This window comes from Paraburkholderia sp. RAU6.4a, assembly GCF_050435625.1.
Classification (GTDB): domain Bacteria; phylum Pseudomonadota; class Gammaproteobacteria; order Burkholderiales; family Burkholderiaceae; genus Paraburkholderia; species Paraburkholderia tuberum.
The window spans coordinates 2,344,015-2,369,482 of record NZ_JBNDKQ010000002.1 but is presented as its reverse complement, the minus strand read 5'-3'; the positions used below and the strand labels follow the sequence as shown (position 1 = coordinate 2,369,482).

At 66.1% G+C, this 25,468-nt stretch carries 25 protein-coding genes; 10 read left to right on the top strand and 15 right to left on the bottom strand.

Annotated features, from left to right (window positions below; translation table 11 throughout):
- From flgJ to flgL, 4 genes are all read left to right on the top strand, one after another.
- A complete protein-coding gene (gene flgJ / locus OKW40_RS15820) occupies positions 1-1,005 on the top strand; it encodes a flagellar assembly peptidoglycan hydrolase FlgJ (RefSeq protein ID WP_184065931.1) in 1,005 nt (334 codons plus the stop codon).
- A gap of 354 nt (positions 1,006-1,359) precedes the next feature.
- A complete protein-coding gene (locus OKW40_RS15815) occupies positions 1,360-2,133 on the top strand; it encodes a flagellar brake protein (protein ID WP_184065917.1) in 774 nt (257 codons plus the stop codon).
- A gap of 217 nt (positions 2,134-2,350) precedes the next feature.
- Positions 2,351-4,345, top strand: a complete 1,995-nt coding sequence (flgK, locus tag OKW40_RS15810) for a flagellar hook-associated protein FlgK (protein ID WP_429356302.1) — start codon at positions 2,351-2,353, stop codon at positions 4,343-4,345.
- 9 nt (positions 4,346-4,354) lie between these two features.
- Positions 4,355-5,581, top strand: a complete 1,227-nt coding sequence (gene flgL / locus OKW40_RS15805) for a flagellar hook-associated protein FlgL (protein WP_184065899.1) — start codon at positions 4,355-4,357, stop codon at positions 5,579-5,581.
- Positions 5,582-5,649: 68 nt separating this feature from the next.
- Here flgL and fliR read toward each other — a convergent pair whose 3' ends face one another.
- Genes fliR through fliL form a run of 7 tightly spaced genes read right to left on the bottom strand, consistent with a single transcriptional unit; the run spans position 5,650 to position 10,116 of the window.
- Positions 5,650-6,432: a flagellar biosynthetic protein FliR gene (gene fliR / locus OKW40_RS15800; RefSeq protein WP_090802523.1), complete on the bottom strand. Its 783-nt coding sequence runs from the start codon at positions 6,430-6,432 to the stop codon at positions 5,650-5,652.
- A 31-nt stretch (positions 6,433-6,463) separates the two neighbouring features.
- The gene (gene fliQ, locus OKW40_RS15795; protein WP_090802525.1) at positions 6,464-6,733 is read right to left on the bottom strand and encodes a flagellar biosynthesis protein FliQ; all 270 of its coding nucleotides are present in this window, start codon (positions 6,731-6,733) and stop codon (positions 6,464-6,466) included.
- Between the two features lie 35 nt (positions 6,734-6,768).
- Positions 6,769-7,578, bottom strand: coding sequence for a flagellar type III secretion system pore protein FliP (gene fliP, locus OKW40_RS15790; protein WP_184069741.1), 810 nt, complete (start codon positions 7,576-7,578; stop codon positions 6,769-6,771).
- Complete coding sequence (gene fliO / locus OKW40_RS15785; protein ID WP_429490434.1) at positions 7,578-8,105, bottom strand: flagellar biosynthetic protein FliO; 528 nt, start codon at positions 8,103-8,105, stop codon at positions 7,578-7,580. The genes fliP and fliO overlap by 1 nt, the downstream gene beginning before the upstream one ends.
- Positions 8,102-8,566, bottom strand: coding sequence for a flagellar motor switch protein FliN (gene fliN, locus OKW40_RS15780; protein ID WP_090802529.1), 465 nt, complete (start codon positions 8,564-8,566; stop codon positions 8,102-8,104). The genes fliO and fliN overlap by 4 nt, the downstream gene beginning before the upstream one ends.
- Positions 8,559-9,557 carry a flagellar motor switch protein FliM gene (fliM, locus tag OKW40_RS15775; protein ID WP_184065889.1) on the bottom strand — a complete coding sequence of 333 codons (999 nt, stop codon included), beginning with the start codon at positions 9,555-9,557 and terminating at the stop codon, positions 8,559-8,561. The genes fliN and fliM overlap by 8 nt, the downstream gene beginning before the upstream one ends.
- A gap of 58 nt (positions 9,558-9,615) precedes the next feature.
- A complete protein-coding gene (gene fliL / locus OKW40_RS15770) occupies positions 9,616-10,116 on the bottom strand; it encodes a flagellar basal body-associated protein FliL (protein WP_429490432.1) in 501 nt (166 codons plus the stop codon).
- 43 nt (positions 10,117-10,159) lie between these two features.
- On the opposite strand from fliL, the gene OKW40_RS15765 reads away from it, so the two are divergent.
- The gene (locus tag OKW40_RS15765) at positions 10,160-10,459 is read left to right on the top strand and encodes a hypothetical protein (protein WP_429490430.1); all 300 of its coding nucleotides are present in this window, start codon (positions 10,160-10,162) and stop codon (positions 10,457-10,459) included.
- A gap of 412 nt (positions 10,460-10,871) precedes the next feature.
- On the opposite strand, the gene OKW40_RS15760 is transcribed toward OKW40_RS15765, so the two are convergent.
- The 6 genes from OKW40_RS15760 to fliF all read right to left on the bottom strand — a co-directional run bounded on the left by OKW40_RS15760 (position 10,872) and on the right by fliF (position 18,036).
- Positions 10,872-12,413 (bottom strand): flagellar hook-length control protein FliK, encoded by a 1,542-nt coding sequence (locus OKW40_RS15760; RefSeq protein WP_429490428.1) that lies wholly within the window; start codon positions 12,411-12,413, stop codon positions 10,872-10,874.
- Positions 12,414-12,474: 61 nt separating this feature from the next.
- Entirely contained in the window at positions 12,475-12,924 is a 450-nt protein-coding gene (gene fliJ, locus OKW40_RS15755; RefSeq protein ID WP_090802535.1) for a flagellar export protein FliJ, read from the bottom strand.
- Positions 12,925-12,941: 17 nt separating this feature from the next.
- A complete protein-coding gene (gene fliI, locus OKW40_RS15750) occupies positions 12,942-14,585 on the bottom strand; it encodes a flagellar protein export ATPase FliI (protein WP_429490427.1) in 1,644 nt (547 codons plus the stop codon).
- A complete protein-coding gene (gene fliH, locus OKW40_RS15745) occupies positions 14,579-15,268 on the bottom strand; it encodes a flagellar assembly protein FliH (RefSeq protein ID WP_176078844.1) in 690 nt (229 codons plus the stop codon). Before fliH ends, fliI begins: the two co-directional genes overlap by 7 nt.
- The gene (gene fliG / locus OKW40_RS15740; protein WP_018418745.1) at positions 15,255-16,250 is read right to left on the bottom strand and encodes a flagellar motor switch protein FliG; all 996 of its coding nucleotides are present in this window, start codon (positions 16,248-16,250) and stop codon (positions 15,255-15,257) included. Before fliG ends, fliH begins: the two co-directional genes overlap by 14 nt.
- Positions 16,240-18,036, bottom strand: coding sequence for a flagellar basal-body MS-ring/collar protein FliF (gene fliF, locus OKW40_RS15735; RefSeq protein ID WP_184065876.1), 1,797 nt, complete (start codon positions 18,034-18,036; stop codon positions 16,240-16,242). Before fliF ends, fliG begins: the two co-directional genes overlap by 11 nt.
- A gap of 236 nt (positions 18,037-18,272) precedes the next feature.
- Here fliF and fliE point away from each other — a divergent pair, with 236 nt between their 5' ends.
- The 5 genes from fliE to OKW40_RS15710 all read left to right on the top strand — a co-directional run bounded on the left by fliE (position 18,273) and on the right by OKW40_RS15710 (position 21,535).
- Positions 18,273-18,608 carry a flagellar hook-basal body complex protein FliE gene (gene fliE / locus OKW40_RS15730; RefSeq protein WP_233851693.1) on the top strand — a complete coding sequence of 112 codons (336 nt, stop codon included), beginning with the start codon at positions 18,273-18,275 and terminating at the stop codon, positions 18,606-18,608.
- A gap of 285 nt (positions 18,609-18,893) precedes the next feature.
- Complete coding sequence (gene fliS, locus OKW40_RS15725) at positions 18,894-19,328, top strand: flagellar export chaperone FliS (protein WP_429490424.1); 435 nt, start codon at positions 18,894-18,896, stop codon at positions 19,326-19,328.
- On the top strand, positions 19,325-19,651 hold the full coding sequence (locus OKW40_RS15720; protein ID WP_429490422.1) for a flagellar protein FliT: 327 nt from the start codon (positions 19,325-19,327) through the stop codon (positions 19,649-19,651). Before fliS ends, OKW40_RS15720 begins: the two co-directional genes overlap by 4 nt.
- 106 nt (positions 19,652-19,757) lie before the next feature.
- Positions 19,758-21,176: a flagellar hook-length control protein FliK gene (locus tag OKW40_RS15715; protein WP_429490421.1), complete on the top strand. Its 1,419-nt coding sequence runs from the start codon at positions 19,758-19,760 to the stop codon at positions 21,174-21,176.
- Complete coding sequence (locus OKW40_RS15710) at positions 21,176-21,535, top strand: EscU/YscU/HrcU family type III secretion system export apparatus switch protein (protein WP_429408045.1); 360 nt, start codon at positions 21,176-21,178, stop codon at positions 21,533-21,535. The genes OKW40_RS15715 and OKW40_RS15710 overlap by 1 nt, the downstream gene beginning before the upstream one ends.
- Positions 21,536-22,209: 674 nt before the next feature.
- Here the strand turns inward: OKW40_RS15710 and OKW40_RS15705 are convergent.
- Together OKW40_RS15705 and OKW40_RS15700 are read right to left on the bottom strand one after the other, a co-directional pair.
- Positions 22,210-23,628 carry a coniferyl aldehyde dehydrogenase gene (locus tag OKW40_RS15705; RefSeq protein ID WP_429490419.1) on the bottom strand — a complete coding sequence of 473 codons (1,419 nt, stop codon included), beginning with the start codon at positions 23,626-23,628 and terminating at the stop codon, positions 22,210-22,212.
- Between the two features lie 109 nt (positions 23,629-23,737).
- On the bottom strand, positions 23,738-25,426 hold the full coding sequence (locus tag OKW40_RS15700) for an isovaleryl-CoA dehydrogenase (protein ID WP_429490418.1): 1,689 nt from the start codon (positions 25,424-25,426) through the stop codon (positions 23,738-23,740).
- Positions 25,427-25,468 lie beyond the last annotated feature (42 nt).

Here is a 25,468-nt window from a genome sequence, read left to right as displayed (position 1 = left end):
ATGAATTCCGATACGACCAATAGCGTCAACTCCGCCAACGATCTGACCAGCCGGTTCGCGCTCGACGTGCAGGGCTTCGGCGCACTCAGCGCGCAGGCGAAGGCCTCGCCGCAAGCCGGCATGAAGATGGCCGCGCAGCAGTTCGACGCCGTGTTCACGCAGATGATGTTGAAGAGCATGCGCGATGCAACGCCGCAGGACGGTCCGTTCGATTCGCACGACACGGCGACGTTCACGTCGATGATGGATCAGCAGATGGCGCAGCAGCTGTCGAAGAAGGGCATCGGCGTCGCCGACGCGATGCTCAAGCAACTGATGCGCAACCAGGGCATGCAGGTGGGTGGCGCGAACGGCGCGGGCGCGGCGGGTGGTCTCGCCGGCATGGCCAACGCGCTCGGCGGCGGTAGCGGCGGCGATGAAGGCCAGAGCGCGGCGCTCAACGCGCTCGCGCGTGCCTACGGCAACGCCCAGGCCAACGGTCAGCTCGGGCTCGGCCGCGCCTACTCGGCCAATAGCGCGCTGACGCCACCGGTGCGCGGCGACGGCAGCTCGTCGAAGGTCGACGCCTTCGTCGACAAGCTCGCCACGCCGGCGCAGGCCGCGAGCGCGGCGACCGGCATTCCGGCGCGCTTCATCATCGGTCAGGCCGCGCTCGAATCGGGCTGGGGCAAGAGCGAGATCAAGAAGGCCGACGGCTCGACGAGCCACAACGTGTTCGGCATCAAGGCGGGCAACGACTGGACCGGCAAGACCGTGTCGACGGTCACGACCGAGTACGTGAACGGCAAGCCGCAGCGCACGGTCGAGAAATTCCGCGCGTACGACTCATACCAGGAAGCGATGACCGATTATGCGAGCATGTTGAAGAGCAATCCGCGTTACGCGCAGGTGATCAATTCGTCGCGCGACGTGAACGGTTTTGCGAACGGCATGCAGCGCGCCGGTTATGCAACCGATCCGCATTACGCGAAAAAGCTGCTGTCGATCATGCAGAAAATGGGCTGATTAAAAATAACGCACGCGACGGGCATTAAAGCGGTTTTAAAGGTGTCGGTAAAAGCGGCGATAAAAGCAGCAGAAAAACCGGCATCGGTAAAAAGCTCCGCAGGGTCCGGGGCGAGCAAGGTCGCGGAAAATAGGGCAGATACGCTTTTAACGTTTGCGCGAAATTTTCCGGCGAATATTTAAATTGAGCCCCTAAATTTTGGCTCGATGCTGCCGCTAACGAGTTAGACCCGATACCGGAATAGCGCTGTAAGGTCCGGTCGAACGCGTGTGTTGCGGCTTTGCATGAAGACCCTCAGAGTCCATGGCTAGGCCCTGGCACGTGCCCGCAAGAACATGCTTACCGGCAAGCCCATGGATATGAACCAGTCGAACGGCCTGACTGACACGAACGGTCAGCCGCACGTCCCGCAAAACGAGAGCGCTTCCGATTTCGGCCGCCGCAATCCGCTGGAAATCGGCGTGCAGCTGCGCAATATCGTCAATCGCGGCGATTTCCTCACCGTCGAATATGCGGGCGGGCAGATCGTCACGCGCCTGCTCGACGTCGACGTGCGCGAGCGCACCTTCACCTTCGATTGGGGCGCGCTTGCCGATCAGAACAAGGGGCTGCTCAACGCGCCGCGCTGCCAGTTCCACGCGTCGCCCGACGGCGTGCGCGTCGAGTTCACGACCCCGACGCCACGCGAGACGCGCTTCGAGGGAATGCCGGCGTTCGAGGCCGACTTCCCCGAGGTGCTGTTCTACGTGCAGCGCCGCGAGTACTTCCGCGTCGCCGCGCCGATTCTCGACCCGTTCATGTGTACGGGCCGCCTGCCCGAGGGCGACACGTTCCGCTTCGAGGTGCACGACCTGTCGCTCGGCGGCGTCGGGATGCGCACGACCGACCTGCGCGTCGCCGCGCTGCCGATGGGCGCGCGCCTGATGGACTGCGAGCTCACGCTCGGCGCGCTCGGCCGTCTGTCGCTCGATCTGCAGCTCGTGTCGCATCGCTCGCTCGCGCTGCCGAACGGCACGCAGCGCTATCAGCTCGGCTTCCGTTTCCTGTCGCTGCCGGGCAGCGCGGAAAACACGCTGCAGCGGCTGATCACGCAGCTCGAAATGAAGCGCCGCTCGCTGGCGCGCTGAGCGGCGAGCCAACGCGCGGTGCCGTGCGCGCGACGCCCGGCACCGCGCGAACGCTTTGGCCGACGAAGCAAACGTTGCACTCGCGTCGGAGGCAACAGCGCGGCAACGTCGCGCAAACGAAATGGCATGGCCCTCAATTTTTCGCACAGTGGGCCGTTAAAGAGGATGTTCCACTAACGCGGTGGCATGTCTGCGATGCCGCCCTTCAGGATGACGCATGTCCAGCAATCTGTTGAATATCGGCCTTAGCGGACTCAACGCGGCCCAGTGGGGTTTGACGACGACTGGTGAGAACATCAGCAACGCGTCGACACCCGGCTATACGATGGAAACCCCGGTGTATTCGGAGACGGGCGGCACGTATACCGGCTCCGGCTACCTGCCGATGGGCGTCTCCACCGACACCGTGACGCGCGCGTACAGCCAGTACCTGACGACCCAGCTGAACAACGCGCAGTCGTCGAGCAGCGCGCTCACCGCGTACAACACGATGATCACCCAGCTCAACAACCTCGTCGGCAGTCCGACCGCCGGGATTGCGAGCGCGATCAGCGGTTACTTCACCGGGCTGCAGAACGTCGCCAACAACGCGTCGAGCGTGTCGACGCGGCAGACCGCGGTCAGCGACGCGCAGACGCTCGCGAACCAGATCAACGCGGCGGGCCAGCAGTACGACCAGTTGCGCTCGAGCGTCAACACGCAGCTGAGCAACTCTGTTACGCAGATCAACACCTACACCGCGCAGATCGCGTCGCTGAATACGCAGATCACGCAGGCGAGCAACCAGGGCCAGCCGCCGAACCAGTTGCTCGACGAACGCGACCAGGCGGTGTCGAACCTGTCCCAGCTGATCGGCGTGTCGGTCGTGCAGGACAACGGCAGCTATAGCCTGTTCATGTCGAGCGGACAGCCGCTCGTGCTGGCCGGCAACAGCTTCAATCTCGGCACGGCGACTTCGTCGGGTGATCCGAGCGAGCTGTCGGTCCAGTATCTCGGCCAGGCCGGGGCAAAGCCGACACCGACGCCGCAGACGCTGTCCGACACGAGCGTGTCCGGCGGCACGCTGGGCGGACTGCTGCAATTCCGCTCGCAAACGCTCGATCCGGCCGAGGCGCAACTCGGCGCGATCGCGACCAGCTTCGCCGCGCAGGTCAATGCGCAGAACGAACTCGGCCTGACGCTGAACGGCACCGCGGGCGGCGCGCTGTTCACGGTCGGCTCGCCGACCGTGTACGCGAACTCGCAGAACACCGGCAACGCTACGCTCGGTGTCTCGTTCGCCGACGCGACCCAGCCGACCACGGGCGACTACACGCTGTCGTACGACGGCAGCACCTACACGCTGACCGACAACCAGACCGGCAGCATCGTCGGTTCGGCGGCGAACCTGACCAACCCGATCGGCGGCCTGCAGTTCTCGGTCGCGAGCGGCACGATGAAGGCCGGCGACTCGTTCTCGGTCGAACCGACCCGCGGCGCGCTCGACGGCTTCGCGCTGACCACCACGTCGGCGTCGGCAATCGCGGCCGCGGCGCCGGTGCTCGCGTCGGCGTCGACGTCGAACACCGGCACCGGGACGATTACGCAAGGCACGGTATCTGCCGGCTACAGCGCGCCGACCAGCACCTCGACGATCACTTACACCGCGGGCACCGGCCTGACCGGCTTCCCGGTCGGCACGGTGGTGACAGTCGCCGGCTCGCCGTCCACGCAGTACACGATCAGCTCGGCGACGACCGCGGTGCCATACTCGCCGAGCTCGGGCGCGACGCTGACGATCACCAACCCGAGCAATTCGGCGAGCGCGGGCGTGATGAACAACGTGACGGTCACGATCAGCGGCACGCCCGCCAACGGCGACTCGTTCACGATCGGACCGAACACCGGCGCGACCAACGACGGCCGCAACGCGCAACTGCTGTCGAACCTGACTTCGGCGCAGGCGCTCGACGGCGGCACCTCGACGCTGACGGGCGCGTACGCGAGCTACGTCAACAACATCGGCAACCAGACCACGCAGATCCAGACCTCGGCGACCGCGCAAAGCACGCTCGTCACGCAGATCACGTCGGCGCAGCAGTCGGTGTCGGGCGTCAATATCAATGAGGAAGCGGCCAACCTGCTTCAGTACCAGCAGCTCTATCAGGCCAACAGCAAGGTCATCCAGACGGCGCAGACGCTGTTCCAGACTTTGCTTGGCATCTTCTCGTAAGGCGGAACCATGCGAATTTCGACCCAGCAGTACTTCAGCATGAACGTCGCGAACATGAGCAATCAGCAGGCTCAGTTGTCGCAGATCTATCAGGAAATCTCGAGCGGCGAGAGCCTGACCACGCCCGCCGACAATCCGCTCGGCGCCGCGCAGGCCGTGCAGCTCAGCTCGACGGCGTCCGCGCTGTCGCAGTACACGACGAACCAGAACGCGGCGCTCACGTCGTTGCAGGCCGAGGACTCGACGCTCTCCAGCGTCATCACGACGTTGCAAAGCGCGAACACGTTAGGCCTGCGCGCCGGCGACGGCAGTTTGAACGACGCCGACCGCACGGCGATCGCCGCGCAGCTGACCGCCCTGCGCGACCAGCTCGTCACCTCCGCGAATGCGAGCGACAGCTCGGGCAATGCGCTGTTCGCCGGTTTCCAGAATTCGACCCAGGCCTTCACGACCGATGCGGCCGGCAACGTCACCTATACGGGCGACACGGGCACGCGCACCGTGCAGGTCACCGATAGCAACGCGGTCTCGACCGGTGACAATGGGCTGTCGGTGTTCATGAGCGTCGGCGCGACCAACGCGCAGCCGATCGCCTCGGGCGACCCGGCCAATACCGGCAGCGGCGTGATCGGCGCGGTGTCGGTCAAGGATCCGACCAACGCGGGGAACGCGGACTCGTACCAGATCCAGTTCAGCGGCAGCGGCAGCTCGCTCACCTACACGGTCACTGACACGACGACCAACGTCGCGGGTACGGTGCAGCCGTACACGGCGGGCTCGGACATCACGATCGCGGGCCAGACCGTCGAAATCACAGGCACGCCGGCGGCCAACGACAAATTCACGGTGCAGCCGGCCAACCAGGCGGGCACCAACGTGTTCGCGAACCTGAACGCGATGATCGCCGCGCTCCAGCAGCCGGTGAGCGGCAACCCCGCGGCCTCGGCGAACCTGCAGAACGCGTTGAATACGGGCCTGTCGCAGCTTGGCAACACGCTGAACAACGTCACCGCGGTGCAGGCATCGGTCGGCGGCCGCGAGCAGGAAGTCAAGGCGCTGCAAACGGTGACGGAGACCAACTCACTGCAAACGCAAAGCGATCTCGCGGACCTGACCCAGACCGACATGGTCTCGACGATCAGCAAGTATTCGATGGAGCAGGCGGCCTTGCAGGCTTCGCAGCAAGCGTTCGTGCAGATCCAGAACATGTCGCTGTTCCAGTACATCAACAGCTGATGCCGCTCCCGGCGGCGCAATAAAGAAACCGGCGCGAGCCGGTTTTTTTATGTCCGCGATTTTCGGCGTTATCCCAGCGCCGCCGCGACCCGTCCCATCTCATCGATGCCGTTATCGAACAAGCGCACGAAGAACGGGATCATGTTCGGCAGCATCAGCTGCACGAGCAGCAGGCCGACCAGCATCGTCAGCGGAAAGCCGATCTGGAACACGCCGATCTGCGGCGCCGCGCGATTGAGAATGCCGAGCGCGAGGTTCGCGATCAGCAGTGCGACGACGACCGGCAACGCGAGCAGCAGCCCCGCCGAGAAGATCGAGCCGCCCCAGTTCGCGAGCGTTTGCCAACCGTGCGGGGCGAGCAGGTTAGCCGACACCGGCACCGACTGGAACGTCGTCACGAGCGCGGCGATCATCTGCAGATGACCGTCGACGGCGAGAAACACCAGCGTCGCGATCGTCGTCATGTAGCGTGAGATCACGACGCCCGAGCCGGTCGCCTGCTGGTCGAAGAAGGTCGCGAAGCCAAGGCCCATGCCGAGGCCGATGAAGTAGCCGGTCGCGTCGATCGCCTGGAACACGACCTGCATCGTCACGCCGAGCGCGATGCCGATCAGGAACTGGTTGACGAGAATCCACACGCCGGCCGCGGAAAACACGGTGACCTGCGGCAGCGCGCCGATCGTCGGGGCGACGATGATCGTCGCGAACGCGGCGAGACCGATTTTCACGCGCGAGGGCAGCGACATGTTGCCGAGCACCGGCGCGGTCGCGATCAGCGCGGCGATGCGCGCGAACGGCCACAGGAACGCGGTCAGCCAGACGTTCAGTTGCGCGTAGGTGACCGTGAACATGGAGTGGGGAGGGCAGGCGTGCCAGCGGCGCTCAGTTGACGAGCGTCGGAATGCTGGTGATCGTGTGGCGCAGATAGTCGAGCATCGTGGTCAGCATCCATGGTCCGGCGATCACCAGCGTGAGCGCGATCGCGAGCAGCTTCGGGATGAACGACAGCGTGCTTTCGTTGATCTGCGTGGCCGCCTGGAACAGGCTCACGACCAGACCGACGACGAGCGCGACGAGCAGCAGCGGGGCGGCCAGCACGAGGCCGACGTACATGGCCTGGTGGGCCAGCGTCATGACTGCTTCGGGTGTCATCGTGAGTGCCTGAGGAACAAGGAGTCGAAAAAATATCAGACGAAGCTCTGCGCGAGCGAGCCGAGCAGCAACTGCCAGCCGTCGACGAGCACGAACAGCATCAGCTTGAACGGCAGCGAAATCGTCGCCGGCGACACCATCATCATGCCCATCGACATCAGCACGCTCGCGACCACCATGTCGATGATCAGGAACGGAATGAAGATCGTGAAGCCGATCGTGAAGCCGGTCTTCAACTCGCTCGTCACGAACGACGGCACCAGCAGCGACAGCGGCACGTCTTCGGGCCCCTGCATCGGCGCCGCGTGCGAGATGCGCGCGAACAGCGCAAGGTCGCTTTCGCGGGTCTGACGCAGCATGAAGGTCTTGAACGGCGCGACGCCGCGCGCCACCGCCTGATCCATCGACATCGTGCCTTCGGAGAACGGCTTGTAACCTTCGTTATAGGCTTTATCGAGCACCGGCGACATCACGAACAGCGTCAGAAACAGCGCGAGACCGACGACCACCTGGTTCGGCGGCGTCGTGGTCGTGCCGAGCGCCTGGCGCAGCAGCGACAACACGATCACGATGCGCGTGAAGCTCGTCATCATCAGCACCATCGCGGGCAGGAACGACAGCATCGTGAGCAGCAGCATCGTCTGCACGCTCAGCGAGTAGGTCGTGCCGCCGTTGGGGCCGGGGCTCGTCGTGAACGCCGGCAGGCCGGCGGTTTGCGCGAAAGACAGCGTCGGCAGCGCGAACAGCAGTGCCGGCAGCGCGAGTTGAAGCGCTGCGGGGAGCGCCCGCCCCGCACGGCGCGTAAGCGTGAAGAACCAGGCTGACTGCCTGAAACTGACCTGCATTACCGATCCCCGCCGCGGTGCGCGTTGAAACGTTTGCCCACTTCGCCTTTCAGGGCGTCGCGAAAGCGTTGACCAAAAGTGCCGGAAAGCGGTGCTGGCGAAGCGGCAACCGTATCGGCCGCGACGGAACCCGCCGGCATCGTATGCAGCAGCCGCACGTTGCCGGGCGCGGCGCCGAGCACGAGCCACGTATCGCCGACCTCGACGACCGCGACGCGTTCCTTGCCACCGAGCGAAGCGCCGCCGACCGTCTTCACAAGACCGCCGCGCTGGCCCGGTTGCAGGCCGAAGCGTCGGGCGAGCCACGCGCAGCCGAACACGAGGCCGATCACGACCGCGAGCCCGACGAAGGTTTGCAGGACCGCGCCGACGCCGAGCGCCGGCACCGCGCTACCCGCGCCGACACCGGAGGCGATCTTCGCGGCGTTGTTGACCGCGTTCATGTCGGCGGCGTGCGCGACGGTGGACGCGACGGTGGACGCGAAAAGCGACGCGAGCAGCACGCCGCGACCTGCCAAACGTTTCATCGATTGAGTTTCCGGATGCGTTCGGACGGCGTGATGATGTCGGTCAGCCGGATACCGAACTTGTCGTTGACGACCACCACCTCGCCCTGCGCGATCAGGCAGCCGTTGACGAGCACGTCCATCGGCTCGCCGGCCATGCCGTCGAGTTCGACGACCGAGCCCTGCGCGAGCTGCAGCAGATTACGGATCGCGATCTTGGTGCGGCCGAGTTCGACCGTCATCTGGACGGGAATGTCCAGGATCATGTCGATGTCGTTGTGCGTCGAGGTCGGCGCGGCCTTCGACAGCGGCTGGAACACGGCGCCCGCGGCCGGGTTGATTTCGTCGTTGCCGTTCTGCTCGGCGAGCGCGCTTGCCCAGTCGGCCATCGCCGCGTCGTCTTCCACGGCGGACAGCTCGCCGGCGGCGAGTTGCTCGGCTGCCGCGAGATCGGTCTCGGGCTTTGCGTTCAGGTCACTCATATCCACCTTCCTTCATCGTGTCGGCTGCGCTGATCATCTTCTGGACCCGCAACGCGTACTGACCATTGAAAATTCCGTAGCCGCATTCCATCACCGGCACGCCGTCCACTTTCGCGGTGATGTGCTCGGGGATGTTGATCGGCAGAACATCGCCTTTGCGCATGTTCAGGATCTGTTCGAACGTGACCGGCACCTGCGCGAGATCGGCGCTCAGCTGCACTTCGGCGGCCTGCACCTGCTGCGACAGCACGCGCACCCAGCGTCGGTCGACGTCCATCGCCTCGCCCTGGATCGGCGACGAGAGAATGTCGCGGATCGGCTCGATCATCGAGTAGGGCATGCAGATGTGCAGCGTGCCGCCCGTCGAGCCGAACTCGATCGAGAACTGCGTGACGATGACGATTTCGTTCGGCGTCGCGACGTTGGCGAACTGCGTGTGCATTTCCGAGCGCACGTATTCGAACTGCAGCGGACGCACGCTCTTCCACGACGCCGCGTAGTGCTCGAACGTCAGATTGAGCAGCTTCGTGATGATGCGCTGCTCGGTCTGCGTGAAATCGCGTCCTTCGACGCGCGTATGGAAACGGCCGTCGCCGCCGAACAGGTTGTCGACCACGAAGAACACGAGGTTCGGATCGAACACGAACAGCGACGTGCCGCGCAGCGGCTTCACGTGGACCAGGTTCAGGTTGGTCGGGATCGGCAGGTTGCGCGTGAACTCGCTGTACTTCTGCACCTTCACCGGGCCGACGGAAATTTCCGCCGAGCGCCGCATGAAGTTGAAAATGCCGACGCGCAACAGGCGCGCGAAGCGGTCGTTGATGATTTCGAGGCCCGGCATCCGGCCACGGACGATACGTTCCTGCGTGGCGATGTTGTACGGCCGCACGCCCGTGCGGTCGTTTTGCTCGGATTCCGTGTCGGATTCGCCGGTGACGCCCTTCAGAAGGGCATCGACCTCCTCCTGGGACATGAACTCTTCGTGGCCCATTGCTTATTCCTCGTGCGTCCCTTGGCGATTGATGATGGCAGCGCTTGACAACGTCACGTCACTGCACGACGAATTCGGTGAACAGCACGTCCTGCACGCGGATCGGTGCGGCGCCCTTGTCAATCGGCTCGGTGATCAGCGTCTTCAGCTCTTCGGCGAGCGCGCGCTTGCCTTCGAGCGGCGCGAGTTCTTCGGGGTGCTTGTTCGACAGCGCGAGCAGGATGCGGCTGCGCACTTCCGGCATGTGATCGGTGAGCGCCTGCTGGGTGGCGGCATCGCCGAGCTTGAGCGTGAGGCCGATGCGCAGGAAGTGTTGCTGGCCGTCGTCCGATTGCAGGTTGACGGTCATCGATTCGAGCGGGAAGAACAGCGGCACGGCGGATTGCGCCGGCGCGGCTTCGGCCGATACGGCGGCGGGTGCGCGTTTCGACATGAAGAACCACACGCCGGCACCGGCAGCGCCCGCGGCGATCAGCGCAATGAGGACGATCAGGATGATGCGCTTCATGGGGCCCGGCGAGGCGGGCGCGGCTTGTTGCGGGGCGGTCGTGGTTGCCATTTGGGTTGCCAGCTTGTTGCTGGCCTAGTAAGGGTTAGGGTGATTGTTGTTGATTTGCCTGCGGCGCTATGGGTCGAAAAGAAGGGCTATTTCTGGCTATTTCTGGCTGTTTCTGGTTTTTGGGGTTTTTTTTGTCGTTGTTCTGGCTTTTTTGGCCTTTCCTTGCTTTGTTATCGGTCTATTAGCGTTGCCCCTGTGCGGGGCGGCACCTACTTTCTTTGCTGCTGCAAAGAAAGTAGGCAAAGAAGACAGCTCAAACCGCGAACTCTTAAGCGGGTCCCTCGGTCTGCATGAGGTAGTGGTGCATCTGGAATCCGTGCTCCCGCACATTCCGCTCCAGTGACAAGGCAGTCATTCTTCCGGCGGCGCTACGCGCGCCGAAACCCCGTTCAAAACCCACTGGTGGTTTCGGCGCATCGCCGAGGCGCAGCCGACGGCCCCCGCTGCGCGGGCAAAACCATTGGTTTCCCTGGCAGACCCGTCCGCGACGCACGTAGTGCGGAGTGGGAGGGATGACGGCTTTGTCACGAACGGGGAATGTGCGGCGGCCCGGATTCCAGATGCACCACTACCCCTTCCAAGCCAGGGGACCCGCTTATGAGCTTGCGGTTTGAGCTGTCTTCTTTGCCTACTTTCTTTGCAGCAGCAAAGAAAGTAGGTGCCGCCCCGCACAGGGGCAACGCTAATAGACCGATAACAAAGCAAGGAAAGGCCAACAAAGCCAGAACAACGACAAAAAAGCGCCCCGCCTCGCTTCAGGCAAACGTATCGACCAATCCAACCTGCTGCCGCACGGCAACATTCCCGATGGCATCGCTGGAACTGTCCCCTGCAAGGGCGCCCCCTCCACCACTGCCCCTCTTCCCATTTCCCCCACCCGCGCCAGCGCTCTGCTGCTGTTGCCCGCTCTGCCGCGCAAACCCATCACTCACACTCGCGCTGCCAAGCCCAATCCCATTCGACTCCATCGCCTCGCGAAGCTTCGGCAACGCCGCCTCGACCGCTTCCCGCACCGACTGGTGCTGCGAAACGAACAGCGCATGCGCATGGTTATCCGCCACCTGCAACACGACCTGCAACGGCCCCAGATCCTTCGGATTGAGCGTCAGCTCAGCACTCTGCGAATGCGCATTCGACAAAAACAACACCTTCTGGCTCAGCGCGTCTTCCCAGTCGCTCGTGCCGACCTGCGGCGTCAACGCATTCGCGGCGGCCGCCGCGCTCGCATTGCCCGTACTCTGCGCTGCCGCCGTCGTGCTCGCGGCGTTCGCTGCCGCCTGCGTCGCGGCCAGCGCGGCGTTCGCCGCCTCGGACGCGCTGCGCACCGATGCGAGGTTGTCCGCCTGGCCGCTCGTCGCGGCCGCGGCGCTCAACGCGTCGGCGGCCGACTTCGCTGCCGACGGATCGGCCAGCGCGGTCGCGGCAGCCGTCGCCGTTGACGTGGTGTGGGTCGTCGAGGCCCCCTTGCCGTTGCCGAACAGGCCGCTCGCAAGCGTCTTGTCGTCCGACGTGCCGTTCAGGCCGTTTTTCGTGTTGCCCAAGCCGCCCGCCGCGCTCGACACGCTCGTGGCTTTTGCGGCCGCGCCGGCAGCAAGCGCGGCCGCGGGCACCGCGCCCTGGCCGCTCGACAGCGCGGACAGCGCACGCTGCAACGCATCCTGCAGCGACTTCGGATCGACCGCGCCTTTCCTGCTTGCCGCGGTCGCCGCGAGCGCGCTCGTGGCCGTGCCGGCCAGCGCGCTCACCGCATCGGCGGCGGAGCTCGCGGCATCGGTCGTGGTGGTGGTGTTCGAGTCGGCGTTGTTGGCGACGACCTGTGCCTGCGCTTGCGCCTGAGCCTGGGCGGCAGCCGCAGCGGCGGCGAGCGCGCCAGCGTCGGTTTGCGCCTTGGTGTCTTTCTGCCTGGCTTGCGTCGCGGTCGTCTGGCTGTTCGATGCCTGCTGCGTCGGTGTCGTCGACGGCGTGGACGACGGCGATGACGCGCTGCTGCTCGCCGCGTTGCTCGCTGTGCCGTTGCCGTTCTGGCTGCCGCTCGCGCTCTGCTGCGAGGAAGCGGGAGCGGACGTGGAAGCGGAAGCGGGCGGCGGCGCACTGGGCGCGCTCGGCGCCGAGGCTTGCGACGCCGTCGCTGAACTGGTCTGCTGTTGATTCGCGCTGTTCTGCTGGTCGATGCTTTGCTGCAAGGTCTGCGCGAACGGGCTCGAGACCGCGGCGTTCGCGGACGCGCTGCTCGACCCATTGCCGCTCGTGTCGAGCAGCGTGCTTAGTTGGGAGCCGATCTGTGAAAGAAGCGACATAAAGAATCCTGTGAATCGGTCGAACGGGTGTGCCGTCAGGCTTTGGCCGCGAGGCAAGGCCTCATGCGCCGTCGGCTCGCATGCGCAGACTCCGCGCCGCAAATTCGTCGGCGTCGCGCTGTTCGCGCCGCGCCGCAACCTTTGCCTCGGCCGCCTCGCCGCGCGCCTGCAGCACTTCGTACGAGCCGAGCTTCTGCTTGTGGCGCTGCCAGTCGGGCTTCGCCGCCTCGAGGCGCGCGCTCGCCGCCGCGAGCAGGCTGCGCTGCTGCTCGATCGCGGCATCGAGCGTATCGATGAACGCCTGGAAGTTGCGCATGTTGCCGGCCGGCATGCCCGACTGCGCGCTCTCCATGAAGCGTGCGTAGTATTCGTCGCGGTACTGCACGAGCGCATCGAGTTGCGCCTGAACGTCGTTGCGCTCGCGCTGCGCGCGGCCGAGCCGCTGCGCGGCGGCATCCACGTCGTCCTGCGCGAGACCGATCAGCGTCTTGATCGGGAAATGTTTCGACATCGTCAGCCTCCTCGGCCCTAAGCAAACAGCGCGCTGAGCATGTCGATGCTCGGCTGGAAGTTCGCGCACTCGCGAAAGCCTTGCTGCAGGAACGCTTCCATCCGCGGATACAGCGCGATCGCGCGATCGAGCACCGCGTCGCGCCCGCTCGAATACGCGCCGACGTTGATCAGATCGCGGTTGCGCTGATAGCGCGACAGCATCTGCTTGAACATACGCGTTTTATTCAGATGGTTATCGTCGATCAGCGCGGTCATTGCCCGGCTAATCGACGCTTCGATATCGATCGCAGGGTAGTGGCCGGCTTCGGCGAGCGAGCGCGACAGCACGATGTGGCCGTCGAGAATCGCGCGCGCCGAGTCGGCGATCGGGTCCTGCTGGTCGTCGCCTTCGGTGAGCACCGTGTAGAACGCGGTGATCGAGCCGCCGCCCGCCGGTCCGTTGCCAGTGCGCTCGACGAGCGCCGGCAGCTTCGCGAACACCGACGGCGGATACCCCTTGGTCGCGGGCGGCTCGCCGATCGCGAGCGCGATCTCGCGCTGCGCCATCGCGTAACGGGTCAGCGAATCCATTAGCAGCAGCACGTGCTTGCCCTGGTCGCGGAAGTATTCGGCGAGCGAGGTCGAGTACGCGGCGGCCTGCATCCGTAACAGCGGCGACACGTCGGCCGGCGCGGCGACCACGACCGAGCGCGCCAAGCCTTCCTCGCCGAGAATCTGTTCGATGAACTCCTTCACTTCGCGGCCACGTTCGCCGATCAGGCCGATCACGATCACCTCGGCGCTGGTGTAGCGCGCCATCGTGCCGAGCAGCACCGATTTACCGACGCCCGAACCCGCGAACAGCCCCATCCGTTGACCACGACCGATGGTCAACAGCGAGTTGATCGCGCGCACGCCGACGTCGAGCACCTTGTGAATCGGCTCGCGATTGAGCGGATTGATGACCGGCGCGGACAGCGGCGCGTCCCTTTGCGTGCCGAGCGGGCCGAGCCCGTCGAGCGGACGGCCGGATGCGTCGAGCACGCGGCCGAGCAATTCCCAGCCGACCGGTAGACGCTTCGCGCCCGCGAGCGGGTCGGCGATCGGCGCGCTTTCGAGCGGAAAGACCCGCGCGCCGGGCAACAGGCCGATCACTTCGGTGGTCGGCATCAGGAACAGCTTGTCGCCGGAGAAGCCGACCACTTCGGCTTCGGCCATCGGCAGCGAACTGCCGGGCGGCAACTCGATCATCACTTCGGCGCCGACCGACAGACGCAGGCCGACCGCTTCGAGCACGAGACCGGCCGCGCGTGTGAGACGCCCGCACGCGCGCAGCGGCTTCGCGATCGCGTTGCGCGCGCGCAGCGCGTCGAGCTGGCCGCGCCATGCCTGCATGTGGGGATTGACGTCGAGCGCGGGATCGTAGGACGGCGCGTGCGGAGCGTGAGCGGCGCAAGCACTGCGCGCGGCGTGGTCCGTCGCGGCGGACTCGCGGCTCGCCGCCGCGCCTGTCGCTGGATGTGCGCTCGCAGGAGCGTGCCATGCCGCATCCGGGGGCTGCGGAATACCGGCCGACTCGACATCGGCCAGCGCCTCGGCGCCGAACGACGCCAACGCGAGCTCGCGTTCGAGCGGCGTCAGATCGCTCGCGCGGATCTCGTCGAGCGTCGGCTTCACCACGTGCTCACCTTGCCGAGCGCGGCGGCGACGCGCTGCCAGCGCGTGTCGATGCCCGCGTCGACCTCACCGGTGCCGGCCTGCGCGCGGCAACCGCCACGCTCCACCGATGCGTCGGTGCGCACGGTCCAGCCGCGCGTTTGCAATTCATCGAGCAGATACGCCTCGACGACCGGCAGATCGGCGGGACTCACGATCAGCGCCGGCGCGCCGGCAAGCGCGGGCTCGGCCGCGAGTACCTCGCGCGCGGCCGCGATCAGTGCGGTCGGGTCGTGCTGCACGTGCTGGCGCACGACCTGCTGCGCGATGTCGAGCGCGAGTGCGATCAGCGTTTCGGAGATCGCGTGCTGCGCGCCATCGAGCGCGCTCTTGAAGGTTTCGGCGAGCGCGGCGAGCCGCATCGCTTCCTCGCGCGCCTCGGTCTGGCCTTGCGCGAAACCCTGCGCGTGCCCCTGGTCATAGCCCGCCTGATAGCCGAGCGCCTGGCCGGCCACATGACCGGACGCGACGCCCTGTGCATGCGCGGCTTCGCGGCGGTGCTCGAGTTCGGCTTCGAACGCGCGCTCGTCGAACTCGGGTTCGGCCGGCGGCGGCGCCGGCGGAGCCGGGTCGAACGACGCCATCTCCCAGCGCTGGTAGGCCGAGAGGCTTTCCTTTGCCGGGGCGTTCGGATCAGACATAGGCATCTTCCGCCTTGCCGCCTAGAACGATCTGTCCGCTCTCGGCCAGGTTGCGCACGATCTGCAGGATGCGGCGCTGCTGCGTCTCGACTTCGGACACGCGTACCGGGCCGCGCGCGTCGAGGTCTTCGGCGAGCAACTCGGCCGCGCGCTGCGACATGTTCGACAGGAACTTCTGACGCAGCGCGGGCGCCGCGCCCTTCAGCGAGATGATCAGCGCTTCGGATTCGACTTCCTTCAGCAGCAGCTGGATCGCGCGGTCTTCGAGGTCGAGCAGGTTCTCGAACACGAACATCTGGTCGATGATCTTCTGCGCGAGCTCGGCGTCGTACTGGCGCACGTTTTCGATGACGCCTTCCTCGTGGTTGCTCGACATGAAGTTCAGAATCTCGGCGGCCGTGCGGATACCGCCCATCGGGCTGCGCTTCAGGTTGTCGCTGCCGGACAAGAGGCCGGTCAGCACGTCGTCGAGCTCGCGCAGCGCGGCCGGCTGGATGCCGTCGAGCGTCGCGATCCGCAGCAGCACGTCGTTGCGCAGCCGGTCCGTGAAACAGCCGACGATCTCCGAAGCCTGATCGCGGTCCAGATGCACGAGGATCGTCGCGATGATCTGCGGATGCTCGTTCTTGATCAGTTCCGCGACCGCCGCCGAGTCCATCCACTTCAGGCCTTCGATGCCGCTCGTGTCGCTGCCCTGCAGGATCCGGTCGATGATCGCGCCGGCCTTGTCGTCGCCGAGCGCCTTGGTCAGCACTGAGCGGATGTAATCGCTCGAATCGAGCGACATGCCGGTGTGCTGCTCGGCCTCGCGCACGAACTCCTGCAGCACCTCGTCGACCTGTTCGCGGGTGACGTTCTTCAGCGCGGCCATCGCGACGCCGATTTTCTGAACCTCACGGGGGCCCAGAAACTTGAACACCTGCGCCGCCTCTTCCTCGCCGATCGACATCAGCAGCAGCGCGCTCTTCACTACGCCTTCAGCGCTCATCGGACACCCAGTTCTTGACGACGGTTGCTACGACCTTCGGATCCTGACGCGCGATGCTGCGCGCGAACTCCAGGTTCCGCTCGTATTTGTGCTTCGCGTTTTCGAGCGCGAGATGCTCGCTATCCGCTTCGATTTCCACCACCGCGCCATCGCGCTCCTCGGCCGGGATGCCGTCGAGCAGCACCGGTTCGTCGGGCGCCATCAGCGCGGCAACCGGCTCGGGCGGCGGCGGGAAGGCGCGGCGCAGCGCCGGCTTCACCATCACGAAGTAGAGGAACAGGGCCACCGCGCCGATGCCGAGGTACGTCGCGATCTGCTTGTACAGCGCGAGCATGTCGGGCGTGCGCCACCACGGCAGGTCGGCGTTCGGGTCGAGCTCGGTGGTAAACGCGCTGTTGACCACGTTGACCGAGTCGCCGCGCGACGCGTCGAAGCCCATCGCGTCCTTCACGAGCTGGGTGATCTGTGCGAGCTTGTCGGCGCTGACCGGCTGCATCGTCACGTGACCCTTCGGATCGACGACCCGCAGATAATTGACCACCACCGCGACCGACAGCCGGCGGATGCCGCCCATCGGCTGGTCGACGTGGCGCACGGTCTTGTCGAGTTCGTAGTTGGTGGTCGAATCCTTGCGGTCGCTGACCGGCGTCGTGGTGACCGAGCTCGCGCCGTTGCCCGCCACGATCGGCGCGGAGGCCGGCTGCGGCGGCTGGTTCGACAGCGCGCCCGGCACCCCCGAGGCGCCGCCTTGCGACATTTCGGTGGCGCTGCTCGACTGCTGGCTGCGGATCGCGGCCTGCTGCGGATTGCCGTTCGGGCCGTAGTTCTCGGAGGTCTGCTCGCTGTGCGAGAAGTCGATGTCGGCGCTGACCTGCGAGCGCGCGTTGCCGGCGCCGAACAGCGGCGCGAGGATCGTGTCGATGCGCTGCTGGGTGTTGCGCTCGATCTGCTGGCGGAACTTCAGCTGGGTCGCATCGAGTCCGCTGCCATTGGTGGGCTGCGTGAGCAGGTTGCCGTCCTGGTCGAGGATCGTCACGCCGCGCACCGGCATTTCCGGCACCGCCGAGGCCACCATGTGCGTAATCGCGACGACCTGCCCTTCGTCGAGCACGCGGCCCGGGTACAGGTTCACGAGCACCGCCGCCGACGGCGCTTCCTTGTCGCGCACGAACACGCTCGGCTTCGGAATCGCGAGATGCACGCGCGCCGATTTGACGCTCGAGATCGCTTCGATCGTGCGTTCGAGTTCGCCTTCGAGCGCGCGCTGATAGTTGATCTGCTCGTCGAACTGGCTGATGCCGAATTTCTGGTTGTCCATCAGCTCGAAGCCGACCGAGCCACTCTTCGGCAGCCCCTGCGATGCGAGGCGCAGGCGCATCTCGTGGACCTGCTCGGCCGGCACGAGGATCGCGCTGCCGCTTTCGGACAGCTTGTACGGAATATTGGCCTGCTGCAGCGCGGTGATGATCGAGCCGCCGTCGCGGTCGGACAGATTGCTGTAGAGCACCTTGTAGCTGGGCGCGCGCGACCACAGGAACAGGCCGGCGACGACCGCCACCAGCAGCGCGACCGCGAACACGAGCGGCGCGCGCGGGTTGCCGCGCATCTGCGCGAGTCCGGACAGACGCTGGCCGAAATTGCCGCCGATACCTCCCAGGCCGCCGAGGCCACCGAGGTCGGCCATGCCGCCGGCCTGGCCGCTACCGGCCTGACCGGCAGCGGGCTGCGCGCCGGCGAGCCCCATACGGGCGTCGGGGTTGATCAACGAGTTGGCAGACGAATCCATGCGTCGGGTTTCTCCGGGGAATGCCTTGGCGTTCTGTCGTGATGCCGCGCCGGGGCTGGGCGGACGGACAGAGACTTTCACCTTTGAAATTATCCGCAGCGCCGCTGAACCCGATTGCTTGAATAGAGCGGGGTTTTCCCTCTAGTTTCGGGACTTTCCGCGAGGAGCCGCTGCTATGCTTTCGTCCAGATCGGTACACCGTCCGGCGGTCCGATCGCACATCCAACGGAGAAAACATGACCATGCCCGTGAACGCGCTATCGTCGGCGCTGCAACAGATGCAGGCGATGGCGGCGCAGGCGGCCGGCGACGCGACCCCGGCGGCGGAGCAATCCGGCGCGGCGACGCCCACCAACTTCGCGGCGGCGCTGAAGGCTTCGCTCGACAAGATCAGCGGCGACCAGCAGAAGGCGGTCGGCGAGTCGCAGGCGTTCGAGCTCGGCGCGTCGAACGTCTCGCTGAACGACGTGATGGTCGACATGCAGAAGGCCAACGTCGGCTTCCAGTTCGGCCTGCAGGTGCGCAACAAGCTGGTCGCCGCGTACAACGACATCGCGCAGATGTCGATCTGAGCGGGATCGCGCGTGTCCGCCTGAAGGGGGCTGCCTGAAGGACCGCCTGAAGGTCCACACGAGTCCCGTCCGACGATCCGGCACGCCGCTGCCGGCGCTTGCGCCGGCGGCTTCGTGCCGTGTTTCCGGTGCCCGCCCAGCGGCGCTTTCGATCCTCCTTACACCGGACTAAAGCTTTGTCGTCGCGCATCCGATAACCAAATTACAGGTCAGCGAGCGGCGCGTCGACGCGCCGCGCGGCCACGCCACGACTTAACCGCAGCCAGTATAAGAGGAGGAGCGCCGATGTTTTCCCAAGGGCACGCTGGAGCCAACGCGTATGCGCGTGTCGGTATCGAGACATCCGTGATGGGCGCAAGTCCGCATCGTCTGATCGTGTTGCTGTACCAGGGCGCACGCCAGGCGATCGCGCAAAGCCGCATGCATTTGCAGCAGGGCAACGTGGCCGAGCGTGGCATGGCGATCAGCAAGGCGATCCGGATCATCGAAAGCGGGCTGCAGCAGTCGCTCAACCTCGAGGTGGGCGGCGAAATCGCCGAACGGCTCAACGCTTTGTACGACTATATGGCGCGTCGACTGTTCCAAGCCAATATCAATCAGAGCGAGGCGATGCTCGTGGAAGTGGACCGTCTGCTCGCGACGCTCGAAGAGGCATGGATCGGGATAGCCCCGGAGATCGCGCGGATGGCAGCACAGCCAGCCGCGGAAAGCCTGAGATGACATCGAACGCAGAATATTTTGACCGCTACGAGGCGATCGCGGCGCTGTCCTGCCGCATGCTGATGGCGGCCCGTCGTGCACTGTGGAACGACCTGGTGCACTTGCAGGAAGAGTATCGGCAGCTGGTCGAAGCGCTGCGCGAAGCCGACGTGGGCGTCAAGCTCGACGAGGCCGAACGCCTGCGCAAGTACGCGCTGATCCGCCAGATCCTCGCCGACGACGCCGCGATCCGCGACCTCGCGAATCCGCGCATGGCGCATCTGTCGGCGCTGTTCGCCGGCCGGTCGACGCGCGTGCTGAAGGAGTTGTACGGGGCGCGCTGAGCGCGAGCGGGCGCGCGCGTGAGCGGGCGCCACGCCGCACGCGTCTGAAGGATCGGAGCAATCAGAGCATCGCGCGCGTTGCCGCCGATGCGACCAAGGAACCGGCATGAACGGAATCGATTCGGCCCTCGCTTCGGTGCTGTCGAGCCGGATCGACAGCCTGCTCAGCATCGCGCCGGGAACCGCGACCACCTCGCAGACCGGCGCGGCCGGCGTCGATACCGCGGTTCCCGCGGCGCCTGCGAACGTGACGCCCGCGCCCCAGCCGTCCGCGCAAACCGCGCTGTCGGCCGTCGCGCTGACGCTGAATGCGATTGCGCACTCAGGCGGCGAGGCCACACCGGCGGTGCTCGGCCGCGCGCCGATCTGGGCGGCCGCGCCGGCGCTCGACGTCGCCATCGAAAGCTTGCCGCTGACCGATGCGGCGGGCGCCGCGACAGTCAATTTCGCTGCCGGCGATTCCGCTGCTGCCAACACCAATACCAATACCAATCCCAACGCTGCCGCCAGCGCAACCGCGGCCGCCACCGCGAGCGTGGCGGCGACCGAAGTGCCGGTCGCGGCGCTCGCGGCCGCGCTGCAACAGACGGTCGCCGACAGCGGCCTGTTCTACGAGGCGCATCTCGCGGCGTGGCTGGTCGGCCAGCGTTCGCCGGCCCAACTGGCGAACGAGGCGCAGAACCAGCTCGTCGCAGATTCTCAATTGCCTCCCGACTGGAGCGCCGACGCTGGCGACGCGAGCGCGCGGTCCGCTGCGGCGAACGGAGCCCCCGAGGCAACGCCACGCGGCACGGCGAACGTTGCCGAGAACAACCCTGCCATGCACGCGACGCCGTCGATCCTGACCGCGCAGGCCGCGCGACTCGTCGCGGGCGAGCTGCTGGCCAGCTCGGTGTCCGACCTGAATGGCCAGTCCACACACGCGGGGCTGCACAGCGCGGTGTCCCAGGCGGCCGATGCCGGCTCGTCGCAGAGCGCGCAGGCGATGGCGGCGGCGGTGCATCCGGCGACGGTGCCGCTCGTGCGCCAGCAGCTCGATCTGCTTGCGACCGGACAGTTCCGCTGGACCGGCGAGGCGTGGCCCGGCGCGCGTCTGGACTGGACGATCGAGCAGGATGGGGACGAATGGGACCGCAGCGGCGGCGGCCTCGCGAGCGAGGACGGCCAGCCGTGGCGCACGCGCCTGACGCTGTCGCTGCCGACGCTCGGCACCGTCGATGCCGAACTGACGCTGACCGGCACGCGGCTGGCCGCGCGCGTGCAGGCGAGCCCGCGGGGCGCCGCGCGGCTCGCGATGCAGGGGGACGATTTCCGTCAGCGGCTCGCGGCGGCGGGGCTCGAGTTGCAGGGATTGACGATTCGCGAGATCGGCGGCGGTGTGCCTGGTACTACCGCGGCGGGCACCTCGGCGGCGGGTGCGCAGGCCGCGGGCGCGTATGCACGGTCGGCGTCGGCGGCTGTGGCCACGTCGACGGCGTCGGCGTCGGGCGCCGCATCGCGCGACGACCTCGATTGGGATATCTGATGAGCCGCACCCAACGTCGCAGCGCGGCCGCGCTTGTTTATGACGCTCATGGCGGCGAGCCCGCCCCGCGTCTGGTCGCCAAGGGGTATGGGCTGCTCGCTGAGATGATCGTGCAGCGCGCGAAGGAGGCAGGGCTCTATGTGCATGAGGCGCCCGAGATGGTGTCGCTGCTGATGCAAGTCGATCTGGATGCGCGGATTCCACCGCAGCTTTATCAGGCTGTCGCCGAGTTGCTGGCCTGGTTGCATCGGCTCGAGAGTGGGGCCGATGCTGAGACGGGCAATGGCGCTGGCGCGCCGGATGTGGTTGATGTTGTTGCTACTGATGTGCCTGGCGGTGCTAGTACTGTGGATCACTGAAGGTGTGTGTTTGCCCTTTGGCAGGGCGGGGCGCTTTTTTGTCGTTGTTCTGGCTTTGTTGGCCTTTCCTTGCTTTGTTATCGGTCTATTAGCGTTGCCCCTGTGCGGGGCGGCACCTACTTTCTTTGCTGCTGCAAAGAAAGTAGGCAAAGAAGACAGCTCAAACCGCAAGCTTATAAGCGGGTCCCCTGGCTTGGAAGGGGTAGTGGTGCATCTGGAATCCGGGCCCCCGCACATTCCCCGTTCGTGACAAAGCCGTCATCCCTCCCACTCCGCACTACGTGCGTCGCGGACGGGTCTGCCAGGGAAACCAATGGTTTGGCCCGCGCAGCGGGGGCCGTCGGCTGCGCCTCGGCGATGCGCCGAAACAACCGATGGGTTTTGAACGGGGTTTCGGCGCGCGTAGCGCCGCCGGAAGAATGACTGCCTTGTCACTAGCGCGGAATGTGCGGGAGCACGGATTCCAGATGCACCACTACCTCACGCGGACCGAGGGACCCGCTTAAGAGTTGGCGGTTTTAGCTGTCTTCTTTGCCTACTTTCTTTGCAGCAGCAAAGAAAGTAGGTGCCGCCCCGCACAGGGGCAACGCTAATAGACCGATAAGACAACAAGGAAAGGCCAACACCGCAAAGAACAAAGACAAAAAAAGGCCTCACCCCGCCCAGGGGCTAAATCAGAATCTCATCATCAACTTCAACACCGCGTTCACGCGTCTCCCGTACGGTGGCGAAATCAACCCGCGCGCATTCAAGCGCGCCTGCACGAGCACGGGCTTCATCTTGGAAAAAGTAACGAACCCCTCGTACCCGTGGTACGCCCCCATCCCACTCGCCCCGACCCCGCCGAACGGCAAACTCTCACATGCCAGATGCATCAGCGTCTCGTTAACCGCCATGCCGCCGGCGATCGTTTCATGCGTGACACGCTCAACCGTCCGCGCATCGTCGGCATAGAGATAAAGCGCCAGCGGCCGCGGCCGCGCATTGATCCACGCGATCGCGTCGTCGAGCGTGTCGTACGGCACGAGCGGCAACAGCGGCCCAAAAATCTCCTCCTGCATCAGCGCGCATTCGTCCGGCGCGCCAGTCACGGCGATCAGCGGAAAGCGCCGGCTCCCGGCATCGGGCGTCGCGTTGGTCAGCGCATGCAATTGCGCGCCCGCAGCCCGCGCTTCGTCGGCGAGACGTTCGAGCCGCTCGAAGTGCCGCGAAGAAATGATCGACGTGTAATCCGGGTTCTGCCCGAAGTCCGGATACATCCTCGCCATCCGCACGCGCGCCCGTTCGATGAACGCCTGCTCCTTGCCGCGCGGCACCAGCACGTAGTCGGGCGCCACACAGGTCTGCCCCGCGTTCAGCGTCTTGCCGGCGATCAGATTGTCGACCGCGTTGTCGAAACGCGCATGCGCGCCGATCAGCGCCGGCGACTTGCCGCCGAGTTCGAGCGTGACCGGCGTCAGATGCTCGGCCGCCGCGCGCATTACTTCGTGACCGACCTTCGTCGAGCCGGTGAACAGCAGATGATCGAACGGCAGCGCGCTGAACGCGGCCGCGAGCGCCGCATCGCCGTTGACGACCGCGACGTGAGTGCGCGCGAACGTCTGACCGATCAGCAGCTCGAATAGCGCCGAGGTGCGCGGCGTCAGTTCGGACATCTTGATGATCGCGCGATTGCCGGCCGTCAGCGCGCTGATCAACGGGCCGACCGCGAGCAGCACCGGATAATTCCACGGCACGATGATGCCGACCACGCCGAGCGGCTGCGGCACCACCTTCGCGCGCGCCGGCAGCAGCCACTTGTTGGTGCGGCGGCGCTGCGCTTTCATCCAGCGCTTGCCGTGACGCAGCGCGGCGTCGATCTCTTCCTTCACGAGCAGGAATTCGGCGAGCAGCACTTCTTCCTTCGCACGATTGCCGAAGTCCGCGTGCATCGCGTCGGCGAGCGCGTCGCGATTGTCGAGCATCAGCTTGCGCAGCGCGCGCAGATGCGTCGCGCGCGTGTCCCACGACGGATAGGGCGCGCGCAGATACGCATGACGTTGATCGCGCAACAGTGCTTCGAGCGCGGCGACCTCCGGCACATCGTTCTTCATGTGAGTCCACTCCCAGATGGATGACCGTGCGCGTCGAGCGCGCTTATCTTGGTTTGAGGTTGAGTCGGAGTTGCGAGCGGTGCGCTCGGGGTTTGCGCGCCCGCCGCGTTTACCCGGGAAAGGCGCGCTTGACGATCGCCGCGTGATCGAACGTGGCCGGCAGCGTGCCGTACACGCGGCCGCTTTCGCCGCAGCCGTCGGCGAGGCGCGTCGCGATGAACGCGTCGGCGACCCCGGCGGGCGCGTGCTGCGCGAGCAGCGTCGCCTGCGCGATCAGCACGATCTGCTGCGCGATACGTCGCGCCGACGCCTCGCGCTGTTCGGCCGGTCCGTTCAGCGTCGCGGCGAGGCGCGCGAGTGCCGCGCCCAACGCCGGATGCGCGCGCGCGACGTCCTGCCAGGCGGCGAACAGCGCTTGCGCGGCCCGCGGCTCGCGCTCCATCGCGCGCAGCACGTCGAGGCACATCACGTTGCCCGAGCCTTCCCAGATCGAGTTGACCGGCGCCTCGCGATAGAAGCGCGCCATCGGCCCGGTTTCGACGTAGCCGTTGCCGCCCCAGACTTCCATCGCCTCGCCGGTGAATTCGAGCGCGCGCTTGCAGACCCAGTACTTCGCGGCAGGCGTAACGATGCGCCGCCAGGCGCGTTCGGCCGATGAAGCCGACGACGCGTCGGCGGATTCCTCGAACGCGCGCGCGAGACGCATGAACAGCACCGTAGCCGCTTCGGATTCGAGCGCGAGATCGGCGAGCACGTTGCGCATCAGCGGCTGCTCGGCAAGGTGCCGGCCGAACGCGCTGCGATGCCGCGCATGATGGACCGCCTGCACGAGCGCGGCACGCATCAGCGCGGCGCTGCCGATCACGCAGTCGAGCCGCGTGTAGCTCGCCATTTCGATGATGGTCGGCACGCCGCGTCCTTCGTCGCCGATCATCACGCCGTACGCGTCGAGAAATTCGACTTCGCTGCTCGCGTTGGAGCGATTGCCGAGCTTGTCCTTCAGACGCTGGATCTGCACCGCGTTCTTGCTGCCGTCCGGCGCGAAGCGCGGCACGAAAAAGCACGACAGTCCCTCGTGCGTGTCGGTGCGCGCGAGCACCAGATGGGCGTCGCACTGCGGCGCCGAGAAGAACCATTTATGACCGACGAGCCGGTAAGCGCCGCCGCGTCCGCCGGCACCGTCGAACGCATGGGCGCGCGTCCGGTTGCTGCGCACGTCGGAGCCGCCCTGTTTCTCGGTCATGCCCATGCCGATCATCGCCGAGCGCTTTTGCGTGAGCGGCACGTCGCGCGGATCGTGCTCGCGTGTGTACAACTGGTCGCGCAGCGTATCGAACAACGTGGATTCGCGCTGCAACACCGGAATGCTCGCGAATGTCATCGTCAGTGGGCACAGCGAGCCGGATTCGATCTGCGCATGCATGAAGTAGCCGGCGCAGCGCGCGGCCATCGCGCCGCTTCGCGGCTCGGCGAACGGCAGCGCGTGTAGCCCTTCGCGGCGCAGCAGCGCGAGCAGTTCATGCCACGCGGGATGGAACTCGAGCGCGTCGATGCGCTCGCCGCGCGGACTATGCGTGACGAGCTCCGGCGTATGGCGGTTGGCGAGCTCCGCGAGCGCGAGCGTGTCGGGCGTCGTCAGCGTCGCGCCGTGTCGCAGCAGCGCCTCGTGATGCCAGCTCGCGCCGTCGCGATCGACGGCCGCGCTCAAAGCGGCGTCGCTCGCGAACAGGTTGTAGTCCGCGAGCGGCGGTGCCTGATTCGTCACCTCGTGAGTCTGGCCGAAGCCGTGCCGTTCCATCTGCTGTCTCCGTGCTTTCGCTTATTGTGCGCCGCTTTGCCG

Coding starts and splice junctions, on each gene's coding strand:
- flgJ (WP_184065931.1), top strand. CDS start 1: ATGAATTCCGATACGACCAATAGCGTCAACTCCGCCAACGATCTGACC.
- OKW40_RS15815 (WP_184065917.1), top strand. CDS start 1,360: ATGGATATGAACCAGTCGAACGGCCTGACTGACACGAACGGTCAGCCG.
- flgK (WP_429356302.1), top strand. CDS start 2,351: ATGTCCAGCAATCTGTTGAATATCGGCCTTAGCGGACTCAACGCGGCC.
- flgL (WP_184065899.1), top strand. CDS start 4,355: ATGCGAATTTCGACCCAGCAGTACTTCAGCATGAACGTCGCGAACATG.
- fliR (WP_090802523.1), bottom strand. CDS start 6,432: ATGTTCACGGTCACCTACGCGCAACTGAACGTCTGGCTGACCGCGTTC.
- fliQ (WP_090802525.1), bottom strand. CDS start 6,733: ATGACACCCGAAGCAGTCATGACGCTGGCCCACCAGGCCATGTACGTC.
- fliP (WP_184069741.1), bottom strand. CDS start 7,578: ATGCAGGTCAGTTTCAGGCAGTCAGCCTGGTTCTTCACGCTTACGCGC.
- fliO (WP_429490434.1), bottom strand. CDS start 8,105: ATGAAACGTTTGGCAGGTCGCGGCGTGCTGCTCGCGTCGCTTTTCGCG.
- fliN (WP_090802529.1), bottom strand. CDS start 8,566: ATGAGTGACCTGAACGCAAAGCCCGAGACCGATCTCGCGGCAGCCGAG.
- fliM (WP_184065889.1), bottom strand. CDS start 9,557: ATGGGCCACGAAGAGTTCATGTCCCAGGAGGAGGTCGATGCCCTTCTG.
- fliL (WP_429490432.1), bottom strand. CDS start 10,116: ATGGCAACCACGACCGCCCCGCAACAAGCCGCGCCCGCCTCGCCGGGC.
- OKW40_RS15760 (WP_429490428.1), bottom strand. CDS start 12,413: ATGTCGCTTCTTTCACAGATCGGCTCCCAACTAAGCACGCTGCTCGAC.
- fliJ (WP_090802535.1), bottom strand. CDS start 12,924: ATGTCGAAACATTTCCCGATCAAGACGCTGATCGGTCTCGCGCAGGAC.
- fliH (WP_176078844.1), bottom strand. CDS start 15,268: ATGCCTATGTCTGATCCGAACGCCCCGGCAAAGGAAAGCCTCTCGGCC.
- fliG (WP_018418745.1), bottom strand. CDS start 16,250: ATGAGCGCTGAAGGCGTAGTGAAGAGCGCGCTGCTGCTGATGTCGATC.
- fliF (WP_184065876.1), bottom strand. CDS start 18,036: ATGGATTCGTCTGCCAACTCGTTGATCAACCCCGACGCCCGTATGGGG.
- fliE (WP_233851693.1), top strand. CDS start 18,273: ATGACCATGCCCGTGAACGCGCTATCGTCGGCGCTGCAACAGATGCAG.
- fliS (WP_429490424.1), top strand. CDS start 18,894: ATGTTTTCCCAAGGGCACGCTGGAGCCAACGCGTATGCGCGTGTCGGT.
- OKW40_RS15720 (WP_429490422.1), top strand. CDS start 19,325: ATGACATCGAACGCAGAATATTTTGACCGCTACGAGGCGATCGCGGCG.
- OKW40_RS15715 (WP_429490421.1), top strand. CDS start 19,758: ATGAACGGAATCGATTCGGCCCTCGCTTCGGTGCTGTCGAGCCGGATC.
- OKW40_RS15710 (WP_429408045.1), top strand. CDS start 21,176: ATGAGCCGCACCCAACGTCGCAGCGCGGCCGCGCTTGTTTATGACGCT.
- OKW40_RS15705 (WP_429490419.1), bottom strand. CDS start 23,628: ATGAAGAACGATGTGCCGGAGGTCGCCGCGCTCGAAGCACTGTTGCGC.
- OKW40_RS15700 (WP_429490418.1), bottom strand. CDS start 25,426: ATGGAACGGCACGGCTTCGGCCAGACTCACGAGGTGACGAATCAGGCA.